The sequence below is a fragment of the Aliivibrio sp. S3MY1 genome, from assembly GCF_028765575.1.
Classification (GTDB): domain Bacteria; phylum Pseudomonadota; class Gammaproteobacteria; order Enterobacterales; family Vibrionaceae; genus Aliivibrio.
In genome coordinates this window covers 46,602-69,087 of record NZ_JARACO010000011.1, presented here as the reverse complement: position 1 = coordinate 69,087, position 22,486 = coordinate 46,602, and the positions used below count along the sequence as shown (strand labels likewise).

At 40.2% G+C, this 22,486-nt stretch carries 20 protein-coding genes; 2 read left to right on the top strand and 18 right to left on the bottom strand.

Translation table 11 applies throughout. The features are described from left to right. Window positions 1–54 precede the first annotated feature (54 nt). Window positions 55–690: a helix-turn-helix transcriptional regulator gene (locus PVK62_RS09375; protein WP_274443945.1), complete on the top strand. Its 636-nt coding sequence runs from the start codon at window positions 55–57 to the stop codon at window positions 688–690. Between the two features lie 77 nt (window positions 691–767). On the opposite strand, the gene PVK62_RS09370 is transcribed toward PVK62_RS09375, so the two are convergent. The 3 genes from PVK62_RS09370 to guaB all read right to left on the bottom strand — a co-directional run bounded on the left by PVK62_RS09370 (window position 768) and on the right by guaB (window position 5,814). After that, window positions 768–2,327 carry an AbgT family transporter gene (locus PVK62_RS09370; protein ID WP_274443946.1) on the bottom strand — a complete coding sequence of 520 codons (1,560 nt, stop codon included), beginning with the start codon at window positions 2,325–2,327 and terminating at the stop codon, window positions 768–770. Between the two features lie 268 nt (window positions 2,328–2,595). Beyond that, window positions 2,596–4,149: a glutamine-hydrolyzing GMP synthase gene (guaA, locus tag PVK62_RS09365; protein ID WP_274443947.1), complete on the bottom strand. Its 1,554-nt coding sequence runs from the start codon at window positions 4,147–4,149 to the stop codon at window positions 2,596–2,598. Between the two features lie 201 nt (window positions 4,150–4,350). Further along, window positions 4,351–5,814, bottom strand: coding sequence for an IMP dehydrogenase (gene guaB, locus PVK62_RS09360; RefSeq protein ID WP_274443948.1), 1,464 nt, complete (start codon window positions 5,812–5,814; stop codon window positions 4,351–4,353). Window positions 5,815–6,022: 208 nt separating this feature from the next. Between guaB and xseA the strand changes: the two genes are divergently transcribed. Next, window positions 6,023–7,357 carry an exodeoxyribonuclease VII large subunit gene (xseA, locus tag PVK62_RS09355; protein WP_274443949.1) on the top strand — a complete coding sequence of 445 codons (1,335 nt, stop codon included), beginning with the start codon at window positions 6,023–6,025 and terminating at the stop codon, window positions 7,355–7,357. On the opposite strand, the gene PVK62_RS09350 is transcribed toward xseA, so the two are convergent. The 15 genes from PVK62_RS09350 to hscA all read right to left on the bottom strand — a co-directional run bounded on the left by PVK62_RS09350 (window position 7,350) and on the right by hscA (window position 22,464). Further along, window positions 7,350–7,583 carry a zinc ribbon domain-containing protein gene (locus PVK62_RS09350; protein WP_122035971.1) on the bottom strand — a complete coding sequence of 78 codons (234 nt, stop codon included), beginning with the start codon at window positions 7,581–7,583 and terminating at the stop codon, window positions 7,350–7,352. The two genes, xseA and PVK62_RS09350, sit on opposite strands and share 8 nt — an antisense overlap. Before the next feature lie 306 nt (window positions 7,584–7,889). Further along, on the bottom strand, window positions 7,890–8,768 hold the full coding sequence (locus PVK62_RS09345; protein ID WP_274443950.1) for an alanyl-tRNA editing protein: 879 nt from the start codon (window positions 8,766–8,768) through the stop codon (window positions 7,890–7,892). Between the two features lie 74 nt (window positions 8,769–8,842). Further along, complete coding sequence (gene der, locus PVK62_RS09340) at window positions 8,843–10,345, bottom strand: ribosome biogenesis GTPase Der (protein ID WP_274443951.1); 1,503 nt, start codon at window positions 10,343–10,345, stop codon at window positions 8,843–8,845. 180 nt (window positions 10,346–10,525) lie between these two features. After that, complete coding sequence (bamB, locus tag PVK62_RS09335; RefSeq protein WP_274443953.1) at window positions 10,526–11,683, bottom strand: outer membrane protein assembly factor BamB; 1,158 nt, start codon at window positions 11,681–11,683, stop codon at window positions 10,526–10,528. Between the two features lie 10 nt (window positions 11,684–11,693). Continuing rightward, the gene (locus tag PVK62_RS09330) at window positions 11,694–12,305 is read right to left on the bottom strand and encodes a YfgM family protein (RefSeq protein WP_274443954.1); all 612 of its coding nucleotides are present in this window, start codon (window positions 12,303–12,305) and stop codon (window positions 11,694–11,696) included. Window positions 12,306–12,316: 11 nt separating this feature from the next. Beyond that, entirely contained in the window at window positions 12,317–13,585 is a 1,269-nt protein-coding gene (gene hisS / locus PVK62_RS09325) for a histidine--tRNA ligase (RefSeq protein ID WP_274443955.1), read from the bottom strand. Window positions 13,586–13,626: 41 nt separating this feature from the next. Further along, window positions 13,627–14,745 carry a flavodoxin-dependent (E)-4-hydroxy-3-methylbut-2-enyl-diphosphate synthase gene (ispG, locus tag PVK62_RS09320; protein ID WP_274443956.1) on the bottom strand — a complete coding sequence of 373 codons (1,119 nt, stop codon included), beginning with the start codon at window positions 14,743–14,745 and terminating at the stop codon, window positions 13,627–13,629. 12 nt (window positions 14,746–14,757) lie between these two features. Further along, window positions 14,758–15,717, bottom strand: a complete 960-nt coding sequence (gene rodZ, locus PVK62_RS09315; protein WP_274443957.1) for a cytoskeleton protein RodZ — start codon at window positions 15,715–15,717, stop codon at window positions 14,758–14,760. After that, window positions 15,707–16,468, bottom strand: coding sequence for a type IV pilus biogenesis/stability protein PilW (gene pilW, locus PVK62_RS09310; protein ID WP_274443958.1), 762 nt, complete (start codon window positions 16,466–16,468; stop codon window positions 15,707–15,709). The genes rodZ and pilW overlap by 11 nt, the downstream gene beginning before the upstream one ends. A 30-nt stretch (window positions 16,469–16,498) precedes the next feature. After that, window positions 16,499–17,617: a bifunctional tRNA (adenosine(37)-C2)-methyltransferase TrmG/ribosomal RNA large subunit methyltransferase RlmN gene (locus PVK62_RS09305; RefSeq protein ID WP_274443959.1), complete on the bottom strand. Its 1,119-nt coding sequence runs from the start codon at window positions 17,615–17,617 to the stop codon at window positions 16,499–16,501. A 241-nt stretch (window positions 17,618–17,858) separates the two neighbouring features. Next, the gene (gene ndk, locus PVK62_RS09300; protein WP_274443960.1) at window positions 17,859–18,293 is read right to left on the bottom strand and encodes a nucleoside-diphosphate kinase; all 435 of its coding nucleotides are present in this window, start codon (window positions 18,291–18,293) and stop codon (window positions 17,859–17,861) included. A gap of 143 nt (window positions 18,294–18,436) precedes the next feature. Beyond that, window positions 18,437–19,723, bottom strand: a complete 1,287-nt coding sequence (gene pepB, locus PVK62_RS09295) for an aminopeptidase PepB (protein ID WP_274443961.1) — start codon at window positions 19,721–19,723, stop codon at window positions 18,437–18,439. Between the two features lie 231 nt (window positions 19,724–19,954). Then, entirely contained in the window at window positions 19,955–20,155 is a 201-nt protein-coding gene (iscX, locus tag PVK62_RS09290; protein ID WP_274443962.1) for a Fe-S cluster assembly protein IscX, read from the bottom strand. A gap of 114 nt (window positions 20,156–20,269) precedes the next feature. Then, a complete protein-coding gene (gene fdx, locus PVK62_RS09285) occupies window positions 20,270–20,608 on the bottom strand; it encodes an ISC system 2Fe-2S type ferredoxin (protein ID WP_274443963.1) in 339 nt (112 codons plus the stop codon). Window positions 20,609–20,610: 2 nt separating this feature from the next. Continuing rightward, the gene (gene hscA, locus PVK62_RS09280) at window positions 20,611–22,464 is read right to left on the bottom strand and encodes a Fe-S protein assembly chaperone HscA (protein ID WP_274443964.1); all 1,854 of its coding nucleotides are present in this window, start codon (window positions 22,462–22,464) and stop codon (window positions 20,611–20,613) included. Window positions 22,465–22,486 lie beyond the last annotated feature (22 nt).

Here is a 22,486-nt window from a genome sequence, read left to right as displayed (position 1 = left end):
AATGTCACTTACATGCTAAGTGACATCATCTTTTTACCAACATAAAGAAAACATATGCTACATAAACTCTCTACTGCCGATACACTCATACTGAAATCAACTTATAGTATTGTTGATGGCATTGCTGCTATGTTTGGAAAACATGTTGAAGTGGTACTGCACTCTCTTGATTCTGATAATCCATCAATCATTAAAATTGCTAATGGCCATGTCACTGGTCGCGGTATAGGTGCACCTATTACCAATCTTGCGCTAGAAAAATTGAAAACAGGATCCGATGTATCAACCCCTTATTTCACCCGAACAGAGAAAGGGGAGTTAATGCGTTCTGTTACTTCAATGATTCGAAATGAGGCAGGAGTTCCTATCGCTTTACTTTGCATTAATTCTAATCTTGATGTGCCAATGAATAGCTTCTTTATGGACCTATTCCCACAAGCAAATCAACTAGCCGCGTCACCAGAAACCTTTGCCAAAGACAGCATTGAAATGCTGACAGATTCGATAGCTAGAATACAAAGTGAAGTATTAGAAGACGAAAATATTGCAGTGTCTCGAAGAGTAAGAACCATTGTTGAGCGCTTACATCACCAAGGGGCGTTTAATATAAAAGATGCGACTCAAATAACTGCCAATATTCTTAATGTATCTAAAGACTCTGTTTATCGTTATCTAAGAAAATTTAAGTAATCCCCCCCCCTTTTTTACTCTCATAAAAAAGCCCTGAGAACTCAATATTCTCAGGGCTTTTATTTTACTAATACAAATTAACCTGGAAGGTTATATGTGTATGGCGCTTGGATACCTAGTGGAATGCCTAGAGCCCAGTATGCCAGTAAGAAGATTGTCCAACCAATTAGCATTGCGATAGAGAAAGGCATCATTAGAGAAGCCAATGTACCGATACCCGTTGATTTAACATAGCGCTGGCAGTAAACCACAACTAACGGGAAGAATACCATTAATGGTGAGATGATGTTTGAAACAGAATCACCTACACGGTATGCCGCTTGAGATAGCTCAGGAGAGATACCAACACCCATTAACATTGGCACTAATACAGGACCAATTAGAGCCCATTTCGCTGATGCCGAACCGATAAGCAAGTTAACGAATGCCGTTAGTAAGATCATACCAATAATCGTTAATTGGCCAGGAAGATCTAATGCTTTTAAGAAATCAGCACCGTACATAGCTAAAATTGTACCGATGTTTGATTGGCTAAAAGCAACTAAGAACTGCGCACAGAAGAATGACATAACCATATATGCCCCCATCGTGCCCATCGTTTCTGACATTGCTTTAATTACATCATTACTGCTTTTAAATGTACCTGATACACGTCCGTAAACAATACCTGGAATAATAAACAGAATGAAAATAAGCGGTACAATTGACTGCATTAAAGGCGCTGAGAACGACGTAATTTGACCATCAGGAGAACGCAGTGCTGAATCTTCAGGATAAATAAGTGCAATCAACAGTGCGATACCAGCAACCATTGCCCAACCTGCGAACTTAAATGCTTTTGATTCTATCTCTGTAAAAGAGCCTAAATCTGGTGCTGTTTCTGCATCTTTATCAACTGGTGTATTTGCTAAACGCGGTTCGATAATTTTATCTGTTACATACCAACCAATCACAACAATTAAAATTGAAGAAAGGCCTGTAAAGTAAATGTTTGCTAATGGGTTAACAATGTAAGTCGTATCTAGTACTTGTGCTGCTGTTTGTGTAAAGCCAGCCAGTAATGGATCGATTCCCGATGGGATAAAGTTTGCAGAGAAACCACCAGATACACCCGCAAATGCAGCGGCGATACCCGCTAATGGGTGACGACCTGCCGCGTGGAAAATAATACCACCCAGTGGAATAACTAAAACGTAACCGGCATCTGCTGCTGTGTGTGAAACGATAGCAACAAGAATAAGCATTGGCGTTAATAGTTTAGCTGGTGTGAAATTCAGCATTTTCTTTAGGCCAGTTTGAATAAAGCCTGAAGAGTCAGCAACACCAACACCTAACATCGCTACTAATACGATACCTAGTGGAGCAAAGCCTGTGAAGTTCTTCACCATAGTTGCTAAAAAGTTTGCTAAAGAGTCACCCGTTAACAGGTTTTTCACTTGAACAGCATCTTGAGTAACAGGATGAATCAAGTCAAATTGTACTTGTGATAATAGCGCTGAAAGGCCCCAAACAATTAAAAGGCCCCAGAAAAACAGTAGTGCAGGATCTGGGATCTTGTTACCTACTCGTTCGATTGTATTTAGAAAACGATCCATACCACTTGGCTTAGATGCTTTCTCTGCTGCTTGGTTACTCATCCGTAACTCCATCTATTATTAATGTTGTATTTTCAGAAAAGAATTTGGAAATTATGTGACTTCTCTTAACTTTTCTTTTGCCGAAACAGTGTAAACCACTTAAAGAATAAATAGAGTATTTAGTTGAATAATTTAGAAGTACAAACATAAATTTTGTAAGATAAGTTTTCACTGAAACATATAACTAACAACGCAACTCATTGTAATTTACAATTGAAACAAAAAAAGCGCCTTTCGGCGCTTTCTTAAATTAAATCAGAATCAGGGATTATTCCCACTCGATTGTTGCTGGTGGCTTACCAGAAATATCGTAAACAACACGAGAAATGCCACTTACTTCATTGATAATACGGTTAGATACTTTACCTAAGAAATCGTATGGTAAGTGTGCCCAATGCGCCGTCATAAAGTCGATAGTTTCTACTGCTCGTAGAGAAACAACCCAATCGTATTTACGACCATCGCCCATTACACCAACAGAACGTACTGGCAAGAACACAGTGAACGCTTGAGATACTTTGTGATAAAGATCCGCATTGTGCAACTCTTCAATGAAGATAGCATCAGCACGACGTAATAAGTCACAGTACTCTTTCTTAATCTCACCAAGAACACGAACGCCTAAGCCTGGTCCAGGAAATGGGTGACGATAAAGCATATTGTATGGAAGACCTAATTCTAAACCGATCTTACGTACTTCATCTTTAAACAGTTCACGTAATGGTTCAACAAGCCCCATTTCCATGTCATCAGGAAGACCCCCAACGTTGTGGTGGGATTTAATAACGTGCGCTTTACCTGTTTTAGATGCTGCTGACTCGATAACATCTGGGTAGATAGTACCTTGAGCTAGCCACTTAGCATTTGATAATTTCTTCGATTCTTCATCAAAAATATCTACAAATACGTGACCAATGATCTTACGTTTCGCTTCAGGATCTGATTCACCACCAAGTGCTGCTAAGAAACGCTCTTCAGCTTCAACATGAATGATCTTAAGACCAAAACCTTCGCTAAACATTTCCATAACTTGTTCAGCTTCATTTAAACGAAGCAAACCGTTATCAACAAATACACATGTTAGCTTATCGCCAATAGCGCGGTGAGCAAGCATAGCAACGACTGATGAATCAACACCACCAGAAAGACCTAGAATCACTTCATCATCGCCGACTTGCTCTTTAATACGAGCAACGGCATCTTCGATAATCGATGCTGAAGTCCACAGACCTTCACAACCACATACATTAAGAACAAAGTTCTCAAGCATTTTAAGGCCGTTTTTAGTGTGTGTTACTTCTGGGTGAAATTGAACACCGTAATATTTTTTCTCTTCATTCGCCATTGCAGCATAAGGACACGTTTCTGTCTCTGCAATTTTTACGAAATCCGCTGGAATTTCAACAACTTTATCACCGTGGCTCATCCAAACATCTTGAGTTACTTCAAGATCGTTAAACAGCGCTGATTCACCTGTTATTTGTACTGCTGCATAACCAAATTCACGCTCAGTAGATGTTGCAACTTTACCGCCAAGTTGCTCTGCCATTGTTTGCATGCCATAACACACACCAAATACAGGAACACCAGAATCAAATACATATTGAGGTGCACGTGGAGAATTTTCTTCAGTCACACTTTCAGGACCACCAGATAAGATGATGCCATCTGGATTGAAATCACGGATGTCAGATTCTTCTACATCCCAGCTCCAAAGTTCACAGTAAACACCAATCTCACGGATACGACGCGCAACAAGCTGCGTGTATTGAGAACCAAAATCTAAAATAAGAATGCGTTGATCGTGGATATTAGTCGTCATTAGTCTTTCTCAAAAAGTCATTTATTTAGTGTGGTTTCACTATAAAACCACACGCTTAAAATTGAATTTGGTACAAAGTCTTTTTCTTTATTTTTCGAAGCTGAATCATTCGAGCTCTAGGAAAAGGCACGGAGTTTACAAGTGTAAATAAGTACCTTTGACAACGAAATCGGAGGATTCTGCAAAGAAAATTAAGAAAAATTAGCCTAGGCGATAGTTTGGTGCTTCTTTCGTGATCTGAACATCATGTACGTGTGATTCTTTCATGCCCGCACCAGAGATACGAACAAATTCAGCTTTAGTACGCATGTCTTCAATCGTTGCTGAACCTGTTAGGCCCATGCTTGAACGTAAACCACCCATTTGTTGGTGAACGATCTCTTTTAAACGACCTTTATAAGCGATACGACCTTCGATACCTTCAGGAACCAGTTTGTCCGCTGCATTATCAGATTGGAAGTAACGGTCTGAAGAACCTTGAGACATAGCGCCAAGAGAGCCCATACCACGGTAAGATTTGTATGAACGACCTTGATAAAGAATAATTTCACCCGGTGCTTCTTCTGTACCAGCAAACATTGAGCCAACCATTACACATGATGCGCCAGCGGCAATTGCTTTACAGATATCACCAGAATAACGGATACCGCCATCAGCGATAACAGGGATACCATGAGCGGTTGCAACTTCTGCTGCATCTGAAATTGCGGTAATTTGAGGAACACCAACACCCGTAACGATACGAGTAGTACAGATTGAACCAGGGCCGATACCTACTTTTACTGCACTTACACCAGCATCGATTAATGCTTTAGCGCCAGCACCAGTAGCTACGTTACCGCCAATGATTTGTAGATCAGGGAATGAAGCACGAGTTTCACGAATACGTTGTAAAACGCCTTCTGAATGACCGTGAGATGAATCGATAAGTAAAACATCAACGCCAGCTTCAACAAGAGCAGCAACACGCTCTTCGTTACCAGCACCAGCACCTACAGCAGCACCTACACGTAGACGACCACGTTCATCTTTACATGCATTTGGTTTACGTTCTGCTTTATGGAAGTCTTTTGCAGTGATCATACCGGTTAGTTGGAACTCATCGTTCACTACCAATACTTTCTCTACACGCGCTTCATGCATTTTCTCTTGAACTTCTTCACGAGTTGCACCTTCTTTAACAGAAGCTAGGCGTACTTTTGGCGTCATTACAACGTCAACTTTCTTAGATAAGTCTGTTACAAAACGAACATCACGACCAGTAATGATACCAACAAGTTCGTTAGTTTCAGTTACTACAGGGAAGCCAGCAAAACCGTGTTTTTCAGTCAGTTCTTTCACATCTTGGATCGTTGCGTCAGGGCGAACGGTTACTGGAGCAGAGACAACGCCTGCTTCAAAGATTTTTACTAAGCGAACTTGTTCAGCTTGCTGTTCAATAGACATGTTCTTGTGGATAAAACCGATGCCACCCTCTTGCGCTAATGCAATAGCAAGGCGCGCTTCTGTCACTGTATCCATTGATGCTGAAATCATTGGGATATTTAGAGAGATAGTCTTCGTTAACTGAGTGCGAAGATCAGCGGTGTTAGGAAGAACTGTGGAGTGTGCTGGGACGAGTAAAACGTCATCGAAGGTTAAAGCTTCTTTTGCGATTCGTAGCATTTGCAATATCTCACAACATAAGTGTTTAAAGGAATAAATCCCACTTTATCGTTTCGCATAATAAAGTGTTTTGGATTTGATATTGCAGACGGATTATACGCACTGCGCAATCGCTTGGCTATACATTTATTTATTTTTAATTTGCATTACCCCCTTTGATATGTATTATATTGCCGCTAATTCCTATACTCATGTCTAAGGCATTTACATGTCTCTCGATTCTAATCCTCGCATCTTTACAGTCTCTAGTCTTAACTCTGAAGTCCGCTTATTATTAGAAAATGAGATGGGTATTGTTTGGCTGATTGGTGAAATATCAAATCTAACCGTTCCCGTCTCTGGGCATTGGTATCTCACCCTAAAAGACAGTCAAGCCCAAGTTAAATGTGCCATGTTTAAGGGCAATAACCGTCGCGTTACTTTTAAGCCACAAAACGGTAAACAAGTTCTTGTTAAAGCTCGCCTTTCTCTCTATGAACCTCGTGGTGACTATCAAATCATTATTGAGAGTATGCAACCTGAAGGTGACGGCCGGCTTCAACAAGAATTTGATCAATTAAAAATGTCATTGGCTGCTGAGGGCCTATTCGCCCAAACCGCAAAGAAAGCATTACCAGAACAACCAAAACGTGTCGGTATCATTACCTCGCAAACAGGGGCTGCATTGTTTGATATCTTAAATGTATTAAAACGACGCGATCCTAACCTCCCTGTGATTATCTATCCAACCTTAGTACAAGGCACAAATGCCGCCATTCAAATAGCGCAAGCCATTGGTCGAGCAAACAGCCGTAATGAATGTGATATTTTAATCGTTGGACGTGGCGGTGGCTCACTAGAGGATCTTTGGTGTTTTAATGAAGAGATCGTAGCAAGAACGATTGCGGCAAGTGAGATCCCTATCGTCAGTGCTGTTGGTCATGAGATCGACGTTACCATTGCCGATTTTGTTGCGGATGTAAGAGCACCAACGCCTTCTGCTGCTGCCGAATTAGTGAGTCGAGATTTATCTTCTCAACTGCAAATCGTAACGCATCAGAAACGTCGTTTAAATAGTGCAATGGATCGCTATTTATCAGGACAACAACGTCAATTATCAGCACTTCAACATCGTCTTGAAAAACAGCATCCACAAATGCAGTTAAACAGTCAAAGCCAGAAGCTAGATGACCTAAATCAACGTTTAATGACGTATATGCAACAACGCCTGCAGCGTCATCAACATAAAATTGAAAATCTGACTTTACGTTTAAGCAACCTATCACCTGCCAAAAAAGTCTCTCAAGATACGTTACGTATTGAAGAGTTAAAACGTCGCTTATTAGATTCAATGGATAGAAACCTACTGATGCAACGTCATCAATTAGCATTGGCCGCTGAGAAACTAGATACCGTCAGTCCATTAGCGACCTTACAGCGTGGTTACTCCATTACTCGTAATAAGAAAGGGACCGTTGTCACATCAACAAAACAAGTAGAAGCTGGTGAGAACATAACCACTCGCTTTGTCGATGGTGAAATTACATCTACCGTAATTAACTAAGACTCGTCTCTACAAATTCTGTTTTGGCACGAGATTTTGATTTCAACTCATTACAATCATGACAAAAATAGCTTGGTGCACCACACGCATTAAGCTTTTCCATCTCTTTACTGCAATCTGGGCAATAAGCCACTTTTTTAAAATCGACCTGACAAAAATCACAATGATATCCTTCTCGTTGCCAGCGTAATTCAGACTGACATTTAGGACATTCGTTTGTTTGCATCGTCTTTTCCTTCTTAATCTATTCCAAATAAAGACAGTGTCTCTGTACGCATCAAAAAGTGCAGATCTTCATGCTTATAGGGATCTGATCAGCGATCATGCCCTTTAAGAACATTTATATAACCACACCCCGAAAGCATTAGTTACATATCCTGTTTTTCAATTTTAAACGATATTAAACTTCAATTAATGCTATTTAAAATAGAAGATCCAGCACATCAATCAGTATTTTACACATCCATTTCAGTCAAAAAACGGAAATTACACAATATCCAGAATAAGAGTTACATCTTATGTAATTTCAATTTTAAGATCGTTTACTTGATCGAGTTAACATCAATAGTTCTTGTTCACCTTGTGCTTTAAGTTGAACGCTAATCTCTTGATAATCTTTAAATGAAGAGACATGAGTTCCACCACAAGGTAGTTTAGCTATTCCATCTATACCAAAATCTGCAATCCAGTAACGTGAATCAGTTAACGCTTTACCCTCACACTCGATAGAAACCTCATTTTCTAAAGCTAACCATACACTAATCTGTTGATTTACTTGCTCTTCAATTGAATCAAGCGCTGACATCATTTCTGTACTATTTAGCCCACGCTTACGCAGTGTTTTACCTAAACGATAAACATCTTCACAATGGTCCTCGGTCACAAAACTGGTTTCTTGAGCGTAACTATTAAAGTTGTAGTGGCCTAGCTCATCTTTTCTATCTGCATCTTTACGCCAATAACTTGTATGAAGTACTTTATTTAAGGCTAAATAAGCAATATGCCCCGCGCTATGGCCACGACTTAACGCATCTTGATATTCTTTATCAACCCGTAAGGTAACGATATTTTCTACTGATAAATCAACATTTTCAGATATTAAATGCGAAACCACAAACACCCATCCCGCTTCACCACGTTTAATTGGAATGTCTTTATCTATATATAATTCGCCGGTTGCCAATTCAATCGCACCCGTTTGACAAGCAAGAATTGAATATTCATTGTCGCCGATTTGTACTGTTCCTTTATCTTCTGGGTGATCTGGCCAAATATGACTGACTGGATGAAAAGGTGTTTCTTTGGTTACAAACCACTTACCTTGGTCTGTTGCTTTAATCAATTGAACAACTGACGTGTGTTGCCATGTGTTATGACAAAAAAGAATCTCTGTTGCTGATAGTACTTTCATGATTTTTACCTAAAAAAAACGCCCAACAAGGTGGGCGTTTTATTATTCAATATGTATAAATAAGTAATTACAGATTACTTTTTATTACGATTTTTCACAGCGCCAACTAGACGCTTACGTTGACGCTCTTGAGATAGAGTCAACTTGCCACCGCGATCTTCAAATGGGTTTTCACTATTCTGGAATTGAATACGAATAGGTGTGCCCATAATTTCTAATGATTTACGGAAGTAGTTCATTAAGAAACGTTTGTAAGAAGAAGGCAATTCTTTTACTTGGTTACCGTGAATAACGATAAGTGGTGGGTTATAACCACCTGCGTGAGCATATTTCAGTTTCACACGACGGCCACGAACCATTGGTGGTTGGTGATCATCTTGAGCCATCTTCATGATACGAGTAAGAACAGATGTACCTACACGCTTAGTCGCTGATACATACGCTTCTTGTACTGATTCATATAAATGACCAACACCTGTACCATGTAGAGCTGAAATGAAGTGAAGACGAGCAAAGTCAACAAAGCCTAGACGACGGTCTAGCTCTGATTTCACTTTCTCTTTAACTTCATTATCAAGACCATCCCACTTATTCACAGCAATAACTAACGAACGACCCGCGTTCAATGCAAAGCCTAATAAGCTTAGATCTTGATCTGAGATATTTTCACGAGCATCGATAACAAGCAATACTACGTTAGCATCTTCAACTGCTTTCAATGTTTTGATTACAGAGAATTTCTCAACCGTTTCATTGATACGACCACGGCGACGAACACCAGCAGTATCAATAAGCACGTATTCTTGACCTTCACGTTCCATTGGAATGTAAATAGAGTCACGAGTAGTACCTGGCATATCGTAAACAACCACACGCTCTTCGCCTAAAATACGGTTAATTAACGTTGATTTACCTACGTTAGGACGACCGATAATCGCAAGTTTGATTGGTTGATCTTGAAGACGCGCAAAATCTTTTTCTGCATCTTCTTCTGTTAGATCTTTTTCTTCTTCTTCGAAATCTTCAAATTCAGTAAGATCCATGATCTCACCGTTTTCATCTTTCAAAGATTCTTCAATTAACTCTTCCATAAAAGGAGCAAGAGCCAACTCAAGTAAAGACGTTACACCACGACCATGTGAAGCAGCAATTTGATAAACTTTGTTCATCCCTAACTGCCAGAATTCAGCACTTGCCGCATCAGCATCAATACCATCGATCTTATTTACTACTAAGAACGTTGGTTTTTCACGTGAACGTAAGTGTTTTGCAATCGCTTCATCAGATGATGTTAAACCAGCACGACCATCAACCATAAATAACACAACATCAGCTTCTTCAATCGCAGCTAATGACTGTTCTGCCATTTTAGTTTCTACACCTTCTTCTGTTCCATCAATACCGCCGGTATCAATAAGAATAAATTCAAGCTCTTCTAATTTAGCGCGGCCGTATTTACGGTCACGAGTTAAGCCTGGAAAGTCAGCAACTAATGCATCCCTTGTGCGTGTAACACGGTTAAACAGCGTCGATTTACCAACATTTGGACGCCCTACCAGAGCAACAACAGGAATCATATATACCTCTTAATTTAATCATAGGCATAGCGCGAGCTAATACCAATTTGATGATAGTTTTTTTAATATGAACGGATAAAAACCATCACCAAATTGGATTATCTTTCACTATCTAAAAACAATAAAAGGCCCCACAGTCAAAAGGACTTGGAGCCAATTCACAATTATAGCAAATAAAACTTATTTAATTCGCATTTTTTTGATATCGCCTTCGCGAGTGACAATTAAAAAGCTATCTTCAACAATAATTGGCGATACTGCGATACCATCACTGTCGATCTCTTGTTGAGAAACGAACAGTCCAGTATCTCTATCTAACCAATGTAGATAACCTTCACTATCAGCTAAAACGATATAATTATCAATAATCATCGGTGATGTAAGCTGACGGTATTCAAGCTCTTCATTGTTCCAAAGCTCAGTACCACTTCGAGCATCTACTGCCACAACGTGATCTTTCTCTGTTACTAAGAAAAGACGCTTACCATCTGATGACATATTTATCGCTGATGAGTAGTTGCGCTTCCATGCTGGTTGCCCAGTACGAAGCTCCAGTGCTATTAGCTGACCATTATAACCAATGGTATATAATCGCCCACCTAAAATAAGTGGAGAAGCATCAACATCAACGAGGCGATCTATTTCAGTTGCGCCTTTTGGTGTACCTACTGGTTGCTGCCATAACAGTTGACCTTTAGAGATCAATGCAGCGGCTAAACGACCATTAGACATTCCCCAGAACACACCACCAGAAATACTAACTGGCGCACTGTCCCCACGCAGGGTTAAGTTAGGCACTTCACTGTTGATCTGCCATTTTTCATTACCCGTCTCAGCATCAAAAGCAATTAATGCACCGCGACTCGTATGAATAATGACATAACCTTCATCAGCTAATGGCTTAGCAAGTACTTCACCATCTACATTTTTACGCCATAACTCTTCACCGGTTTCAGCATCAAGGGTGATTATCTCACCGTTTTCTGAACCGATGAAAACTTTGCCATAAGTCAGAGTTAAACCACCAGATAAACGAGCGGTATCATCTTGCTCTAAATCTTTTTCCCAAATGGTTTTACCATTTTCAGGATCAAGCGCTTTAACAAGACCATCTCGACTTGCAACATAAACTTTTTGATAAGCATATACTGGTGTTAGGCGAGAAAAATAATGCCCAACACCATCGCCAATTGAACTTGTCCATTCCGTTGTTGGTTCAAATTGATTTTGAACCACAGGAACCGGTGCCATTACGATTGTATCTTCTTCGCTCGCACAGCCAAAAAGCATGGAGAAACCAAAGGTACATAATGCCGCTTTTTTTAACACCTTACGCATTCAGTTGTCCTTACTCTGCTAAGTCATCCAGTTTCATTTGAACGGCTTGGTTCATACCAGCTTGGAGTGCTTCTGTATAAGCAGAACGAGCCGTTGCTACATCACCTTGACGAAGAGCAATATCACCTTTTAACTCAGCAACACGAGCAGCCCAGCTCGCAGACGTAACACTCGCTAATGTCGCTAATGCTGCATCAAACTGTGCTTGTTCTGCTTGAATTCGAGCAGCACGCACTTGAGCTGTCGCAATTAATGACTCGTCTTTGCTGTTGCTTGCAATCCAGTTTAGTTGCTCAAGAGCGGCATCCAATTGACCTGCTTCTACTTGTACTTTTGCTAACTGAAGGGCAGCAAGAACTGCGTACTCACTGCTTGCATTTGCGCTAATAAACGCCTGAGTCGATTCAGCCGCTTCTGCACCAGACGCTTGCAAAGCCGTTAGGGTTTTCTCATAAGATATTGAAGCGATATCTTTCGCTTCAACTTGTGCTGATTGGTAATATTTCCAGCCTAAAATAGCACCTATACCAACAACGCCACCAACAACGACTGCCTTGCCATTTTCTTTCCACCAATTTTTAATGGCTTCAACTTGTTGTTCTTCAGTTTCGTAGGCTTCCACGTCCTATCCTCTTAAATCAAATCAGCTAATTTTGCGAATACGTCAGTTTGAGCGAACGTTTCTTGCTCACCTGTACATAAATCTTTTACGTTAACAGTCTGCTCTGCAACTTCACTCTCACCTAAAATAAGAGCAACAGCTGCACCTGCATTATCTGCACGTTTAAATTGCTTTTTAAAATTACCACCACCGAAGTGGCACATAACGCGTAAGCCAGGAACTTGTTCACGCAGTGATTCAGCTAGTTTCATACCAGCCATTAATGTACCTTCACCAGAAGTCACCATGTACACATCTACTGAGCGACGTACATTGGTTAATTCTAATGTTTCCATCAATAACACTAAACGCTCTAGGCCCATTGCAAAACCAACGGCAGGGGTTGCTTTACCACCTAGTTGTTCAACAAGACCATCGTAACGACCGCCACCACATACTGTTCCTTGAGCACCTAAACTTTCAGTGATCCACTCAAAAACAGTACGGTTATAATAATCTAATCCACGAACTAAACGTTCATTAACTTGATATTGGATGCCAGCAGCGTCAAGTAGTTCACATAATCCAGAAAAATGTGCTTTTGAATCATCATCTAAATACTCAGATAGCTTAGGTGCGTCAGCTAAAATAGCTTGTACATCTGGATTCTTCGTATCAAGAACACGCATTGGATTTGTATGCATACGACGTTTACAATCGTCATCCAGCACATCTAAATGCTGTTCTAAAAATGCAACTAATGCGATACGGTAGTTAGCTCGTGACTCTAATGAACCAATAGAGTTAAGCTCTAAACGTACATGCTTATCAATACCTAGTTCACGCCATAAACGAGCAGTCATCATGATAAGTTCAGCATCAACATCTGGACCATTTAAGCCAAAAACTTCAACACCAACTTGGTGGAATTGACGGTAACGGCCTTTCTGAGGACGCTCATGACGGAACATAGGCCCCATGTACCATAAACGTTGTTCTTGGTTATAAAGTAAACCATTCTCTATTCCTGCACGCACACAACCCGCAGTCCCTTCTGGACGTAACGTTAGGCTATCGCCATTACGGTCTTCAAACGTGTACATTTCTTTTTCAACAACGTCGGTTACTTCACCGATAGCACGCTTGAATAAGTTTGTTTGTTCAACAATCGGCATACGTACTTCGTTGTAACCATATGCACTAATTACGCGTTTTACGCTATCTTCAACTTTGTGCCACAATGGAGATTGTGTTGGAAGGCAGTCATTCATGCCTCGAATTGCTTGGATTGCTTTAGCCACGTTCACTTCCCGATGGATTTCATTTATATCTGGTTCGCTAATCAGTCAATCTGATTAACATCAATTTGGTTTTCTTTAGATAACATTGCTGCTTTCGCACGGATCTTAGCTTCTAGTTTGTCCACAATGTTGTCATTATCAAAGCGTTCTTTTTGACGAATTCCATCTTCATAGAATGCACTTTTTCGATTACTTCCGGCAATGCCTAAATGAGACACTTCTGCTTCACCAGGGCCATTAACCACACAACCAATCAAAGAAACATCCATTGGTGTGATTAAATCTTCTAGACGCTGTTCTAACTCATTAACCGTGCTAATAACATCAAACTCTTGACGAGAGCACGTTGGACACGCAATAAAGTTAATACCGCGCGAACGAATACGTAATGATTTTAGAATATCAAAACCAACTTTGATCTCTTCAATTGGATCAGCAGCTAATGATATACGCAATGTATCACCGATACCTTCAGATAGAAGTATACCTAAGCCTACCGCCGATTTCACAGAGCCTGCACGCGCACCACCCGCTTCAGTGATACCTAAATGTAATGGTTGAGAGATCTGCTTAGCCAATAGTCGATAAGAGTCTACCGCTAAAAAAACATCAGATGCTTTTACGCTGACTTTAAATTGGTCAAAGTTCATTCGATCCAAGATATCTACATGGCGCATTGCAGACTCAAGTAACGCTTCTGCTGTTGGCTCTTTGTATTTAACTTGAATGTCTTTTTCTAATGAGCCGCCATTCACCCCAATACGAATTGGAATGTTTTTATCTCTAGCACAATCAACAACAGAACGAATTCGTTGTTCATTACCAATATTACCTGGATTAATACGTAAGCAATCTACGCCATATTCTGCAACTTTTAATGCGATACGATAATCAAAATGAATATCAGCGACTAATGGCACAGATACTTGCTGTTTAATGATCTTAAACGCTTCTGCAGCATCCATCGTGGGTACTGAAACACGAACGATATCAGCACCTACTTTTTCAAGTGCTTGAATTTGAGCAACAGTTGCTGCTACGTCTGTCGTCAAGGTGTTTGTCATTGACTGCACTGCGATGGGTGCTCCATCACCAATAGGAACATTACCCACATAAATGCGAGTAGATTGGCGACGTTTAATTGGGGACTCTATATGCATGGAATCAACTCATTATTGAGGTAAGGTTAATCGTGCAACTTTACCTGCTGGATAAGCAGATAAATCAACAGGTTTGCCTTTATAAGTTAGTGTCACGGCACTTGGTGCGCCAATAATTAATTTATAAGGGGCTTTCCCTGTTAGTTTTAATGTTTGATTTGCTTTTTTTACGCCAGAATACAAACGATTGTTTGAAGCGTCTTGAACTTGTAGCCAGCAATCATGGTTAAAAGTCATCATTACATCTTCAGTAACGATAACTTTTGTCTCAACCATTTTTTCAGCTTTTTCTTCAACCGGAGAAATAAGCTTAGGATCTTCTTCGATTTGCTTTTCAAGTTCAGCAGGATCTGTTTCTAAATCAGAAATCTTAGTATCTAACTCAAGCATTTCAGCTTCTGTTAATGTTGGCTCCAGCTCTGTCGCAGTAGCATCATTTTCTGTTGGTTCAATAGCTTCTGCTGTTGGTTCAATTGCTTCTGCTGTTGGTTTAATTGCTTCTGCCGTTGCTACATCACTTATCAATGTAACATCCTGTGTACTTTCTAGTTGGGCTTGTTCTTGCCACCACCACAAAACAGACATACTTAAGATCAGAGTAAAAATAACCCATGTTAGTTTCATAATACGATTGTCATGTTTTTCTCTTTTTGTCTTACGAGAAAAACTTTGCATGTCATGCTCTTCTATTAAGGTTTTACCAAGCTGATCTAAGGCATTTAATACTTTAACTTCTGGTACGTTCACCACTTTGGCGTAAGAGCGATAATAGCCTCGAGTGAACGTGGCTAATTTCCCCATATCAAATTCGTCAGCTTCAATTTGTTGTAAAACTTCGACACGCAAACGTAAACGAGATGAAACGTCCTCAAGTGTTAGTCCTAGCTCTTCACGGGCTTCTTTCAATAATTGCCCTGGAGCAATAAGAGTCTCTTTTACTTCACTTGTTGTTTCAATATTTTCAGTAGTCATAATTTATATAGTTCTGATATTCGATGGAGTCCGGATAGTCTGTCCCAAGTATATTTGCGTACTTATTAACTAAGTGCATATTGCCTGCTTTTTTTTCTAATTCTATGAGTAAGCTTAGGCTAACGGGCTTATATCCGTACTTCTTATTAAATTTAAACAGTAAAACTCTCGGTTCTGAATAGTTGCCTTCATCAATATTCAATTTTGCTAATTGAAGAGTAGAACGAACACGATTTGGATCATGAGCCAGCGAGCGCTCAAAATACGTTTTAGCTGTCACTTTATCCCCACTACTCAATGCACACATTGCGGCATTTTCATAACTTGCAGAAACAAGATAGTAGTCAGGTAATTCGATTGCTTGAGAAAACTTTTGCTGAGCTTTCTCATATTCGCCATTTTTACAAAGAAAAACGCCGTAGTTATTTAATACATTACCATTTTTTGACGAAGAACGTAATGCTCGTTTGTAAGCCTTTTCAGCTAAAGCTGTTTCTTGGACTTGTTGGTAATAATAAGCGAGGGAGGTTTGAGTGCGGTAATAGTCAGGGGCATACTGTGCAGCTAATTCCAAATTTTCACGGGCTTTGATCATATCCCCCGCATTCAAATAGCTTAATCCAAGAGAAATTCGAGCTTCAGCCGCTCGAATTTCCTCTTCTTTGCTCATGTCATCTATTTTATTAACAGTGACACAACCAGCACTAATCAATAATCCAAACGTTATTAGTGCTGCTCGCCATTTTTTCATTCTGCCTTCCCTTGCTGTTATACACCAAGATTAAACAGTTTTAACAGGGATCCCTTCGCCTTGCTGTTTAACTTGAGTACGTTTCGTTCTATCGATTACATCACCTACCAACTGGCCACAAGCGGCATCAATATCGTCACCACGTGTTTTACGAACGGTTACCGTAAAATCATATTCCATTAGTGTTTTCATGAATCGGTCAATTCGTGAATTACTTGGTTTCTTGTATGGTGACCCAGGGTATGGGTTAAATGGAATCAAATTAATCTTTGCAGGGGTTTCTTTTAATAGTTCTGCGAGTTGTCTTGCATGGTTCATATCATCATTAACATGATCTAACAGTACATACTCAACCGTCACACGACCACGGTTAGCATTTGATGAGGCAATGTATTCACGAACACACGCTAAAAACGCTTCAATATTCCAACGGTCATTAATCGGCATAATTTCACTGCGCAATTCATCGGTTGGTGCGTGAAGAGAGATAGCTAAAGCAACATCAACTTTACCAATCATTTGCTCTAAACCTGACACAACACCTGATGTAGATACTGTTACACGACGTTTAGACAAACCAAAACCAAGATCATCAAGCATGATGTCTAGTGATGGGATCAAGTTTTTCATGTTTAGTAATGGCTCACCCATGCCCATCATTACAACATTGGTAATTGGACGGCGACCTGTTTCTTTTTCTAAACCAATTTCACGAGCTGCACGCCAAATTTGGCCTACAATTTCAGATACTTTTAAATTACGGTTAAAACCTTGTTGAGCCGTTGAACAGAATTTACATGCTAGTGCACAACCCACTTGAGAAGAGACACATAACGTTGCACGATCTCCATCTGGGATGTATACCGTTTCAACGTCTTGATCGCCAACTTTCATTGCCCACTTAATCGTACCATCAACTGAATGTTGAGCTTCAGATACGTAAGGTGCACGGATTTCACACTTGTGTTTTAGTTTTTCACGAAGCTTTTTGTTGATGTTATTCATTTGATCGAAGTCATCACAACCAAAGTGATACATCCACTTCATAATTTGATCGGCTCTGAATGCTTTCTCTCCTAATTCCTCAGAAAAAAATGCTCGAAGTCCTTTACGATCAAAGTCCAGTAGATTGATTTTAGCTGTAGTCATGTTGCCTCTCTGATAAATAACATCACCGCGAATATCGGGCGCAGAATTGTACAAGTTTTGAGAGAATATTACTAGAGGTAGAGCTATGAGGAAAAATCACAGAATAGAAACTATACGCACTTCGTGCCTAGATACTATAAGAGCAGATATGCAGACAGCATAAGCTACACTGCTCTTATAGGAAGCGAGGCGATTCGTTTCTAGTTAATCTAGAAAGCTTCGCTCACTTTTTAACATGACTTTATTCTGCTGGACGTGGGCAGATTTCATCATCAGCGAAGAAATACGCAATTTCACGCGCTGCAGATTCAGGACTGTCTGCACCATGAACTGAGTTATGACGCATGCTGATGGCATAATCTGCACGCAATGAACCACAAGCAGCTTCTGCTGGGTTAGTCTTGCCCATTAACTCACGGTAGCGAACAACCGCATTTTCCCCTTCCAATACCTGTACCATTACTGGACCAGACATCATATAAGCAACTAGATCATTAAAAAACGCTTTACCTTCATGCTCTGCGTAAAAACCTTCCGCTTGCTCTTTAGTTAAGCGCAGCATTTTAGCCGCTACAACTTGCATACCTGTTTTTTCAATACGACGATAAATAGCGCCAATTAAGTTACGTTTAACAGCGTCTGGTTTTACAATTGAAAAAGTACGTTCTATTGTCATTTTACTTTCCTTTAAAGTGTCTTTTTAGATCTTATATTAATTCCGAGCAGTACTCTTTATTCTCTTAAATCGACAATAAAAATACTGATGGGAATTATATAAAATAAAAAAGAAGACCGAGCATGACTCGATCTTCATTCTATTTATTTCGTTAAAAGGTTCGCTAATGTTCTTACACCAACCCCTGTTGCTCCTGCAGACCATTTATCTGATGGCGCAGTACGGTAAGTTGCTGAACAATCCATATGCAACCACCCTTTCTTATAATCATCAACAAAGTAAGAAAGAAAAGCTGCAGCTGTACTTGCACCTGGTGAATATGGACCAGAACCAATATTTGCTAAATCAGCAAAACTTGATGGCAACATCGTTCGGTGAAATTCCATTAACGGTAAGCGCCATAGCCCTTCATTTTCTTCCTGAGCAGAAGCTAATGCTTTTTGACTTAACTCATCATCAAAACTTAATAAAGAATGGAAGTCATTACCCACAGCCATTTTTGCAGAACCCGTTAAAGTTGCACAATCAATTATCAGTTCTGGATTTTGTGCTGAAGCAAATTGAAGACCATCAGCTAATACTAAACGACCTTCTGCATCGGTATTTAAGATCTCTACTGTTTTACCATTTTGGTAGGTAATGATATCGCCTAGCTTTAATGCTCGACCAGAAATCATATTTTCAGCACAACATAAAATCAATTTAACATGCTTGTCTAAACCACGAAGAATCGACATTGCAAGACCTGCCGTCGCTAATGCTGAGCCGCCCATGTCCGCTTTCATTGACGCCATGCCGCCAGACGGTTTAATACTGTAACCGCCAGAATCGAACGTAATGCCTTTACCAACCAAACATGCGAATACTGGTGCATTTTCGTCGCCCGTTGGATTGTAATCTAACTGCAACATGGCTGAAGTGCGTTCAGAACCGCGGCCTACGGCATAAATACCCGTCCAACCTTCAGTTAGTAAATCTTTATCTTTAACAATCTTCGCCGTAACGGTACCAGCAGGTGCCACCGATTTAATAAACTCAGCAGCCATTGTCGTTAACTGACGAGGGGCAACTTCTTCTGCCGTTTTATTGATAACTTCACGAGTCCAATTAGTCGTCAAAATACGATCATTCAACTCTTTTTCATCTGCCGCTGCAAGCGCAGTCCAAGTCACATCATTATTGCTTTTCGAATCACGGAAGCCTTGAACAAAAGACCAAATAGACTCTAAGTCCCATTCTGGACCTTCTAGTTCAACAGCAACAAGACCTTGGCCAGTTAACTTTCGAGCTGCACGTTGAATTTCGCTATAAACGTCGCTGTCAGTACAGTGGATAACAGCACCTTCAGCCGTAAATGAAAGCGGTGCGTTATCACCCCAATGAGTAGGTGCCGTAATTGATGAAAGTTGTACAGTCAACTTTTGTGACATGGTGAATCTCCTTTAAGCACGCAATAACTCCATACAATCATACAGATGAGCTCTGCCAATTATTTATATTGCGCTAATACAAAGCGGTAATAAGCGAACAGAATGTTCTTTTTAATATAATTTGCCTACTTTACCTTGGCGATACAAGAAATTTCAGCAAAATCTAAGAGATTGATCTAAGCAGTTGGTGGGAATTTAGTCGTTATAACTGAATCGATTAATTTTAGTAAACTAATCCCATTCATCCATCCAACAAAGAACTATCGCTTCCAGTACTTTCTCTCCAGAATGTTTAGGATCATCATCAAAGTCGTCTAACGCTAAAACCCATTGGCACAAATCCGTAAACCGTACTGTTTTTGGATCCGTATCCGGATACTTATCTGACAATTCAATCGCTATTTCTCTAGAATCGATCCATTTCAAACTCATTGTAAACTCCTTTTAAATTGGTCATTTTATCGCTAATAAAAAAGGCAAGCTTGAGGCGAGTAATCACTTACTTCTCAAAACTTGCCCTCTTATTAACATCTTAGGTTCTGAAGATTAATGATCTTCTGATGCTAAGTTTAGTGTATATTTTGGAATTTCTACCACTAAATCTTGTTTTGCCATTCTCGCTTGGCAACCAAGGCGAGATTCGGGTTCTAGCCCCCACGCTTTATCTAGCATGTCATCTTCAAGCTCATCACTTTCTTCAAGTGAATCAAATCCTTCACGGATAACAATATGACACGTTGTACATGCGCATGATTTCTCACACGCATGTTCAATTGCAATGCCATTTTTAAGGGCTACGTCTAAAACCGTTTCGCCTTCATTCGCTTCAAGTACTGCGCCTTCTGGGCATAACTCATCGTGTGGTAGAACAATAATCTTTGGCATTTCTATACCTCATCAATAGATTGACCGGCTAATGCGGCGCGAATAGATGCATCCATTCGACGCGCAGCAAACTCTTGGCTTGCTTCATCAGCGTGTTTAATTCCATCTTCAATTGCTTGCGTATCTGTACCTTGACGTACTGTGATCAACGCTTCAACTGCTTGTAAAATTTCTGCTTGCTCTTCTTTGGATAGTAATGTGTCACCATCATTATTAAGTGCAACAACTAACCCTTCAATCACACGGTCAGCTTCAACTTGCTGCTCTGCTAATGCACGAGCTTGCATATCTTCTTTAGCAAACGTCATTGAATCTTTCAGCATGTTCGCTACTTCATTATCACTTAAACCATAAGAAGGCTTAACTTGAATATGAGATTGAACACCGGTACTTTTTTCCATTGCCGTTACTGATAAAAGACCATCCGCATCCACTTGGTAAGTCACTCGGATATGTGCCGCACCGGCAGTCATTGGAGGTATACCTTTTAGTGAAAAACGAGCAAGAGATCGGCCATCGTCAACCATCTCACGTTCACCTTGAACAACATGAACCATCATGCCTGTTTGACCATCTTTAAAAGTGGTAAATTCTTGTGCTTTCGCTACAGGGATCGTGGTATTACGCGGAATGATTTTTTCAACCAAGCCACCCATGGTTTCTATACCTAGAGACAATGGAATAACATCAAGCAATAACATTTCAGCATCAGGTTTATTACCCACTAAAATATCCGCTTGAATGGCAGCACCAATAGCAACCACTTGATCAGGGTCGATACTGGTTAATGGCATTTTTCCAAAATAGTCACCAACAGAACTGCGCACGATAGGCGTTCTTGTCGAGCCACCAACCATAACCACTTCCATTACTTCTTCTGAAGTTATATCTGCATCTTTTAATGCTCGGCGACAAGCCATTAGTGTTTTCTTCACTAACGATTGAATTAATTGATTAAAAACATCAACCGTAATACTGCCTGACCATTCTTTAAAAGAAACAGTCACTGAATCGGCATCTGACAATGCCACTTTAGTTTCTGTTGCTAATGTCAAAAGCTCACGCTGCTCTTGATTAGAAAGTGCTGATGTAATACCTGCTTGATCTTTAATCCATTGCGCTACGGCATGGTCAAAATCATCACCACCCAGAGCAGAATCTCCACCTGTTGCTAATACTTCAAATACGCCTTTTGATAAACGTAGGATTGAAATATCAAACGTACCACCACCAAGGTCATAAACGGCAATAACACCTTCTTGGCCTGAATCCAAGCCATATGCAATTGCTGCTGCTGTTGGTTCATTCAGCAAACGTAAAACGTTTAAGCCAGCAAGTGTCGCGGCATCTTTGGTTCCTGCGCGCTGCGCATCATCAAAATATGCAGGTACTGTAATTACAACACCCTCAAGAGCACCACCTAACGTTTCTTGAGCTCGGTTAGATAATGATTTAAGGATCTCTGCTGATACTTGAACTGGGTTCACATCACCTTGAGGTGTACTAATAACAGGTAACCCATTATCACTTTCTGTAAATTGGTAAGGTAGATCAGGGTAACGTGCTTGAATGTCTTGTAACGAACGGCCCATTAAACGTTTTACCGAAATAATGGTATTTTGAGGATCTAAAGCCGCAGACTGGTAAGCGTTGGCACCCACACAAATTTTATCGTTTTGATATTGCACTACGGACGGAAGAATGACATTACCTTTTGTATCAGGTAATGTCTTTGCTTCACCACTTCGAACCGAAGCGACCAGTGAGTTAGTTGTGCCCAAATCGATGCCGACTGCTAGTTTATGTTGATGTGGTGCAGCACTTTGTCCAGGCTCAGAAATTTGTAGAAATGCCATGGGTAATATCCTTCACTTAATT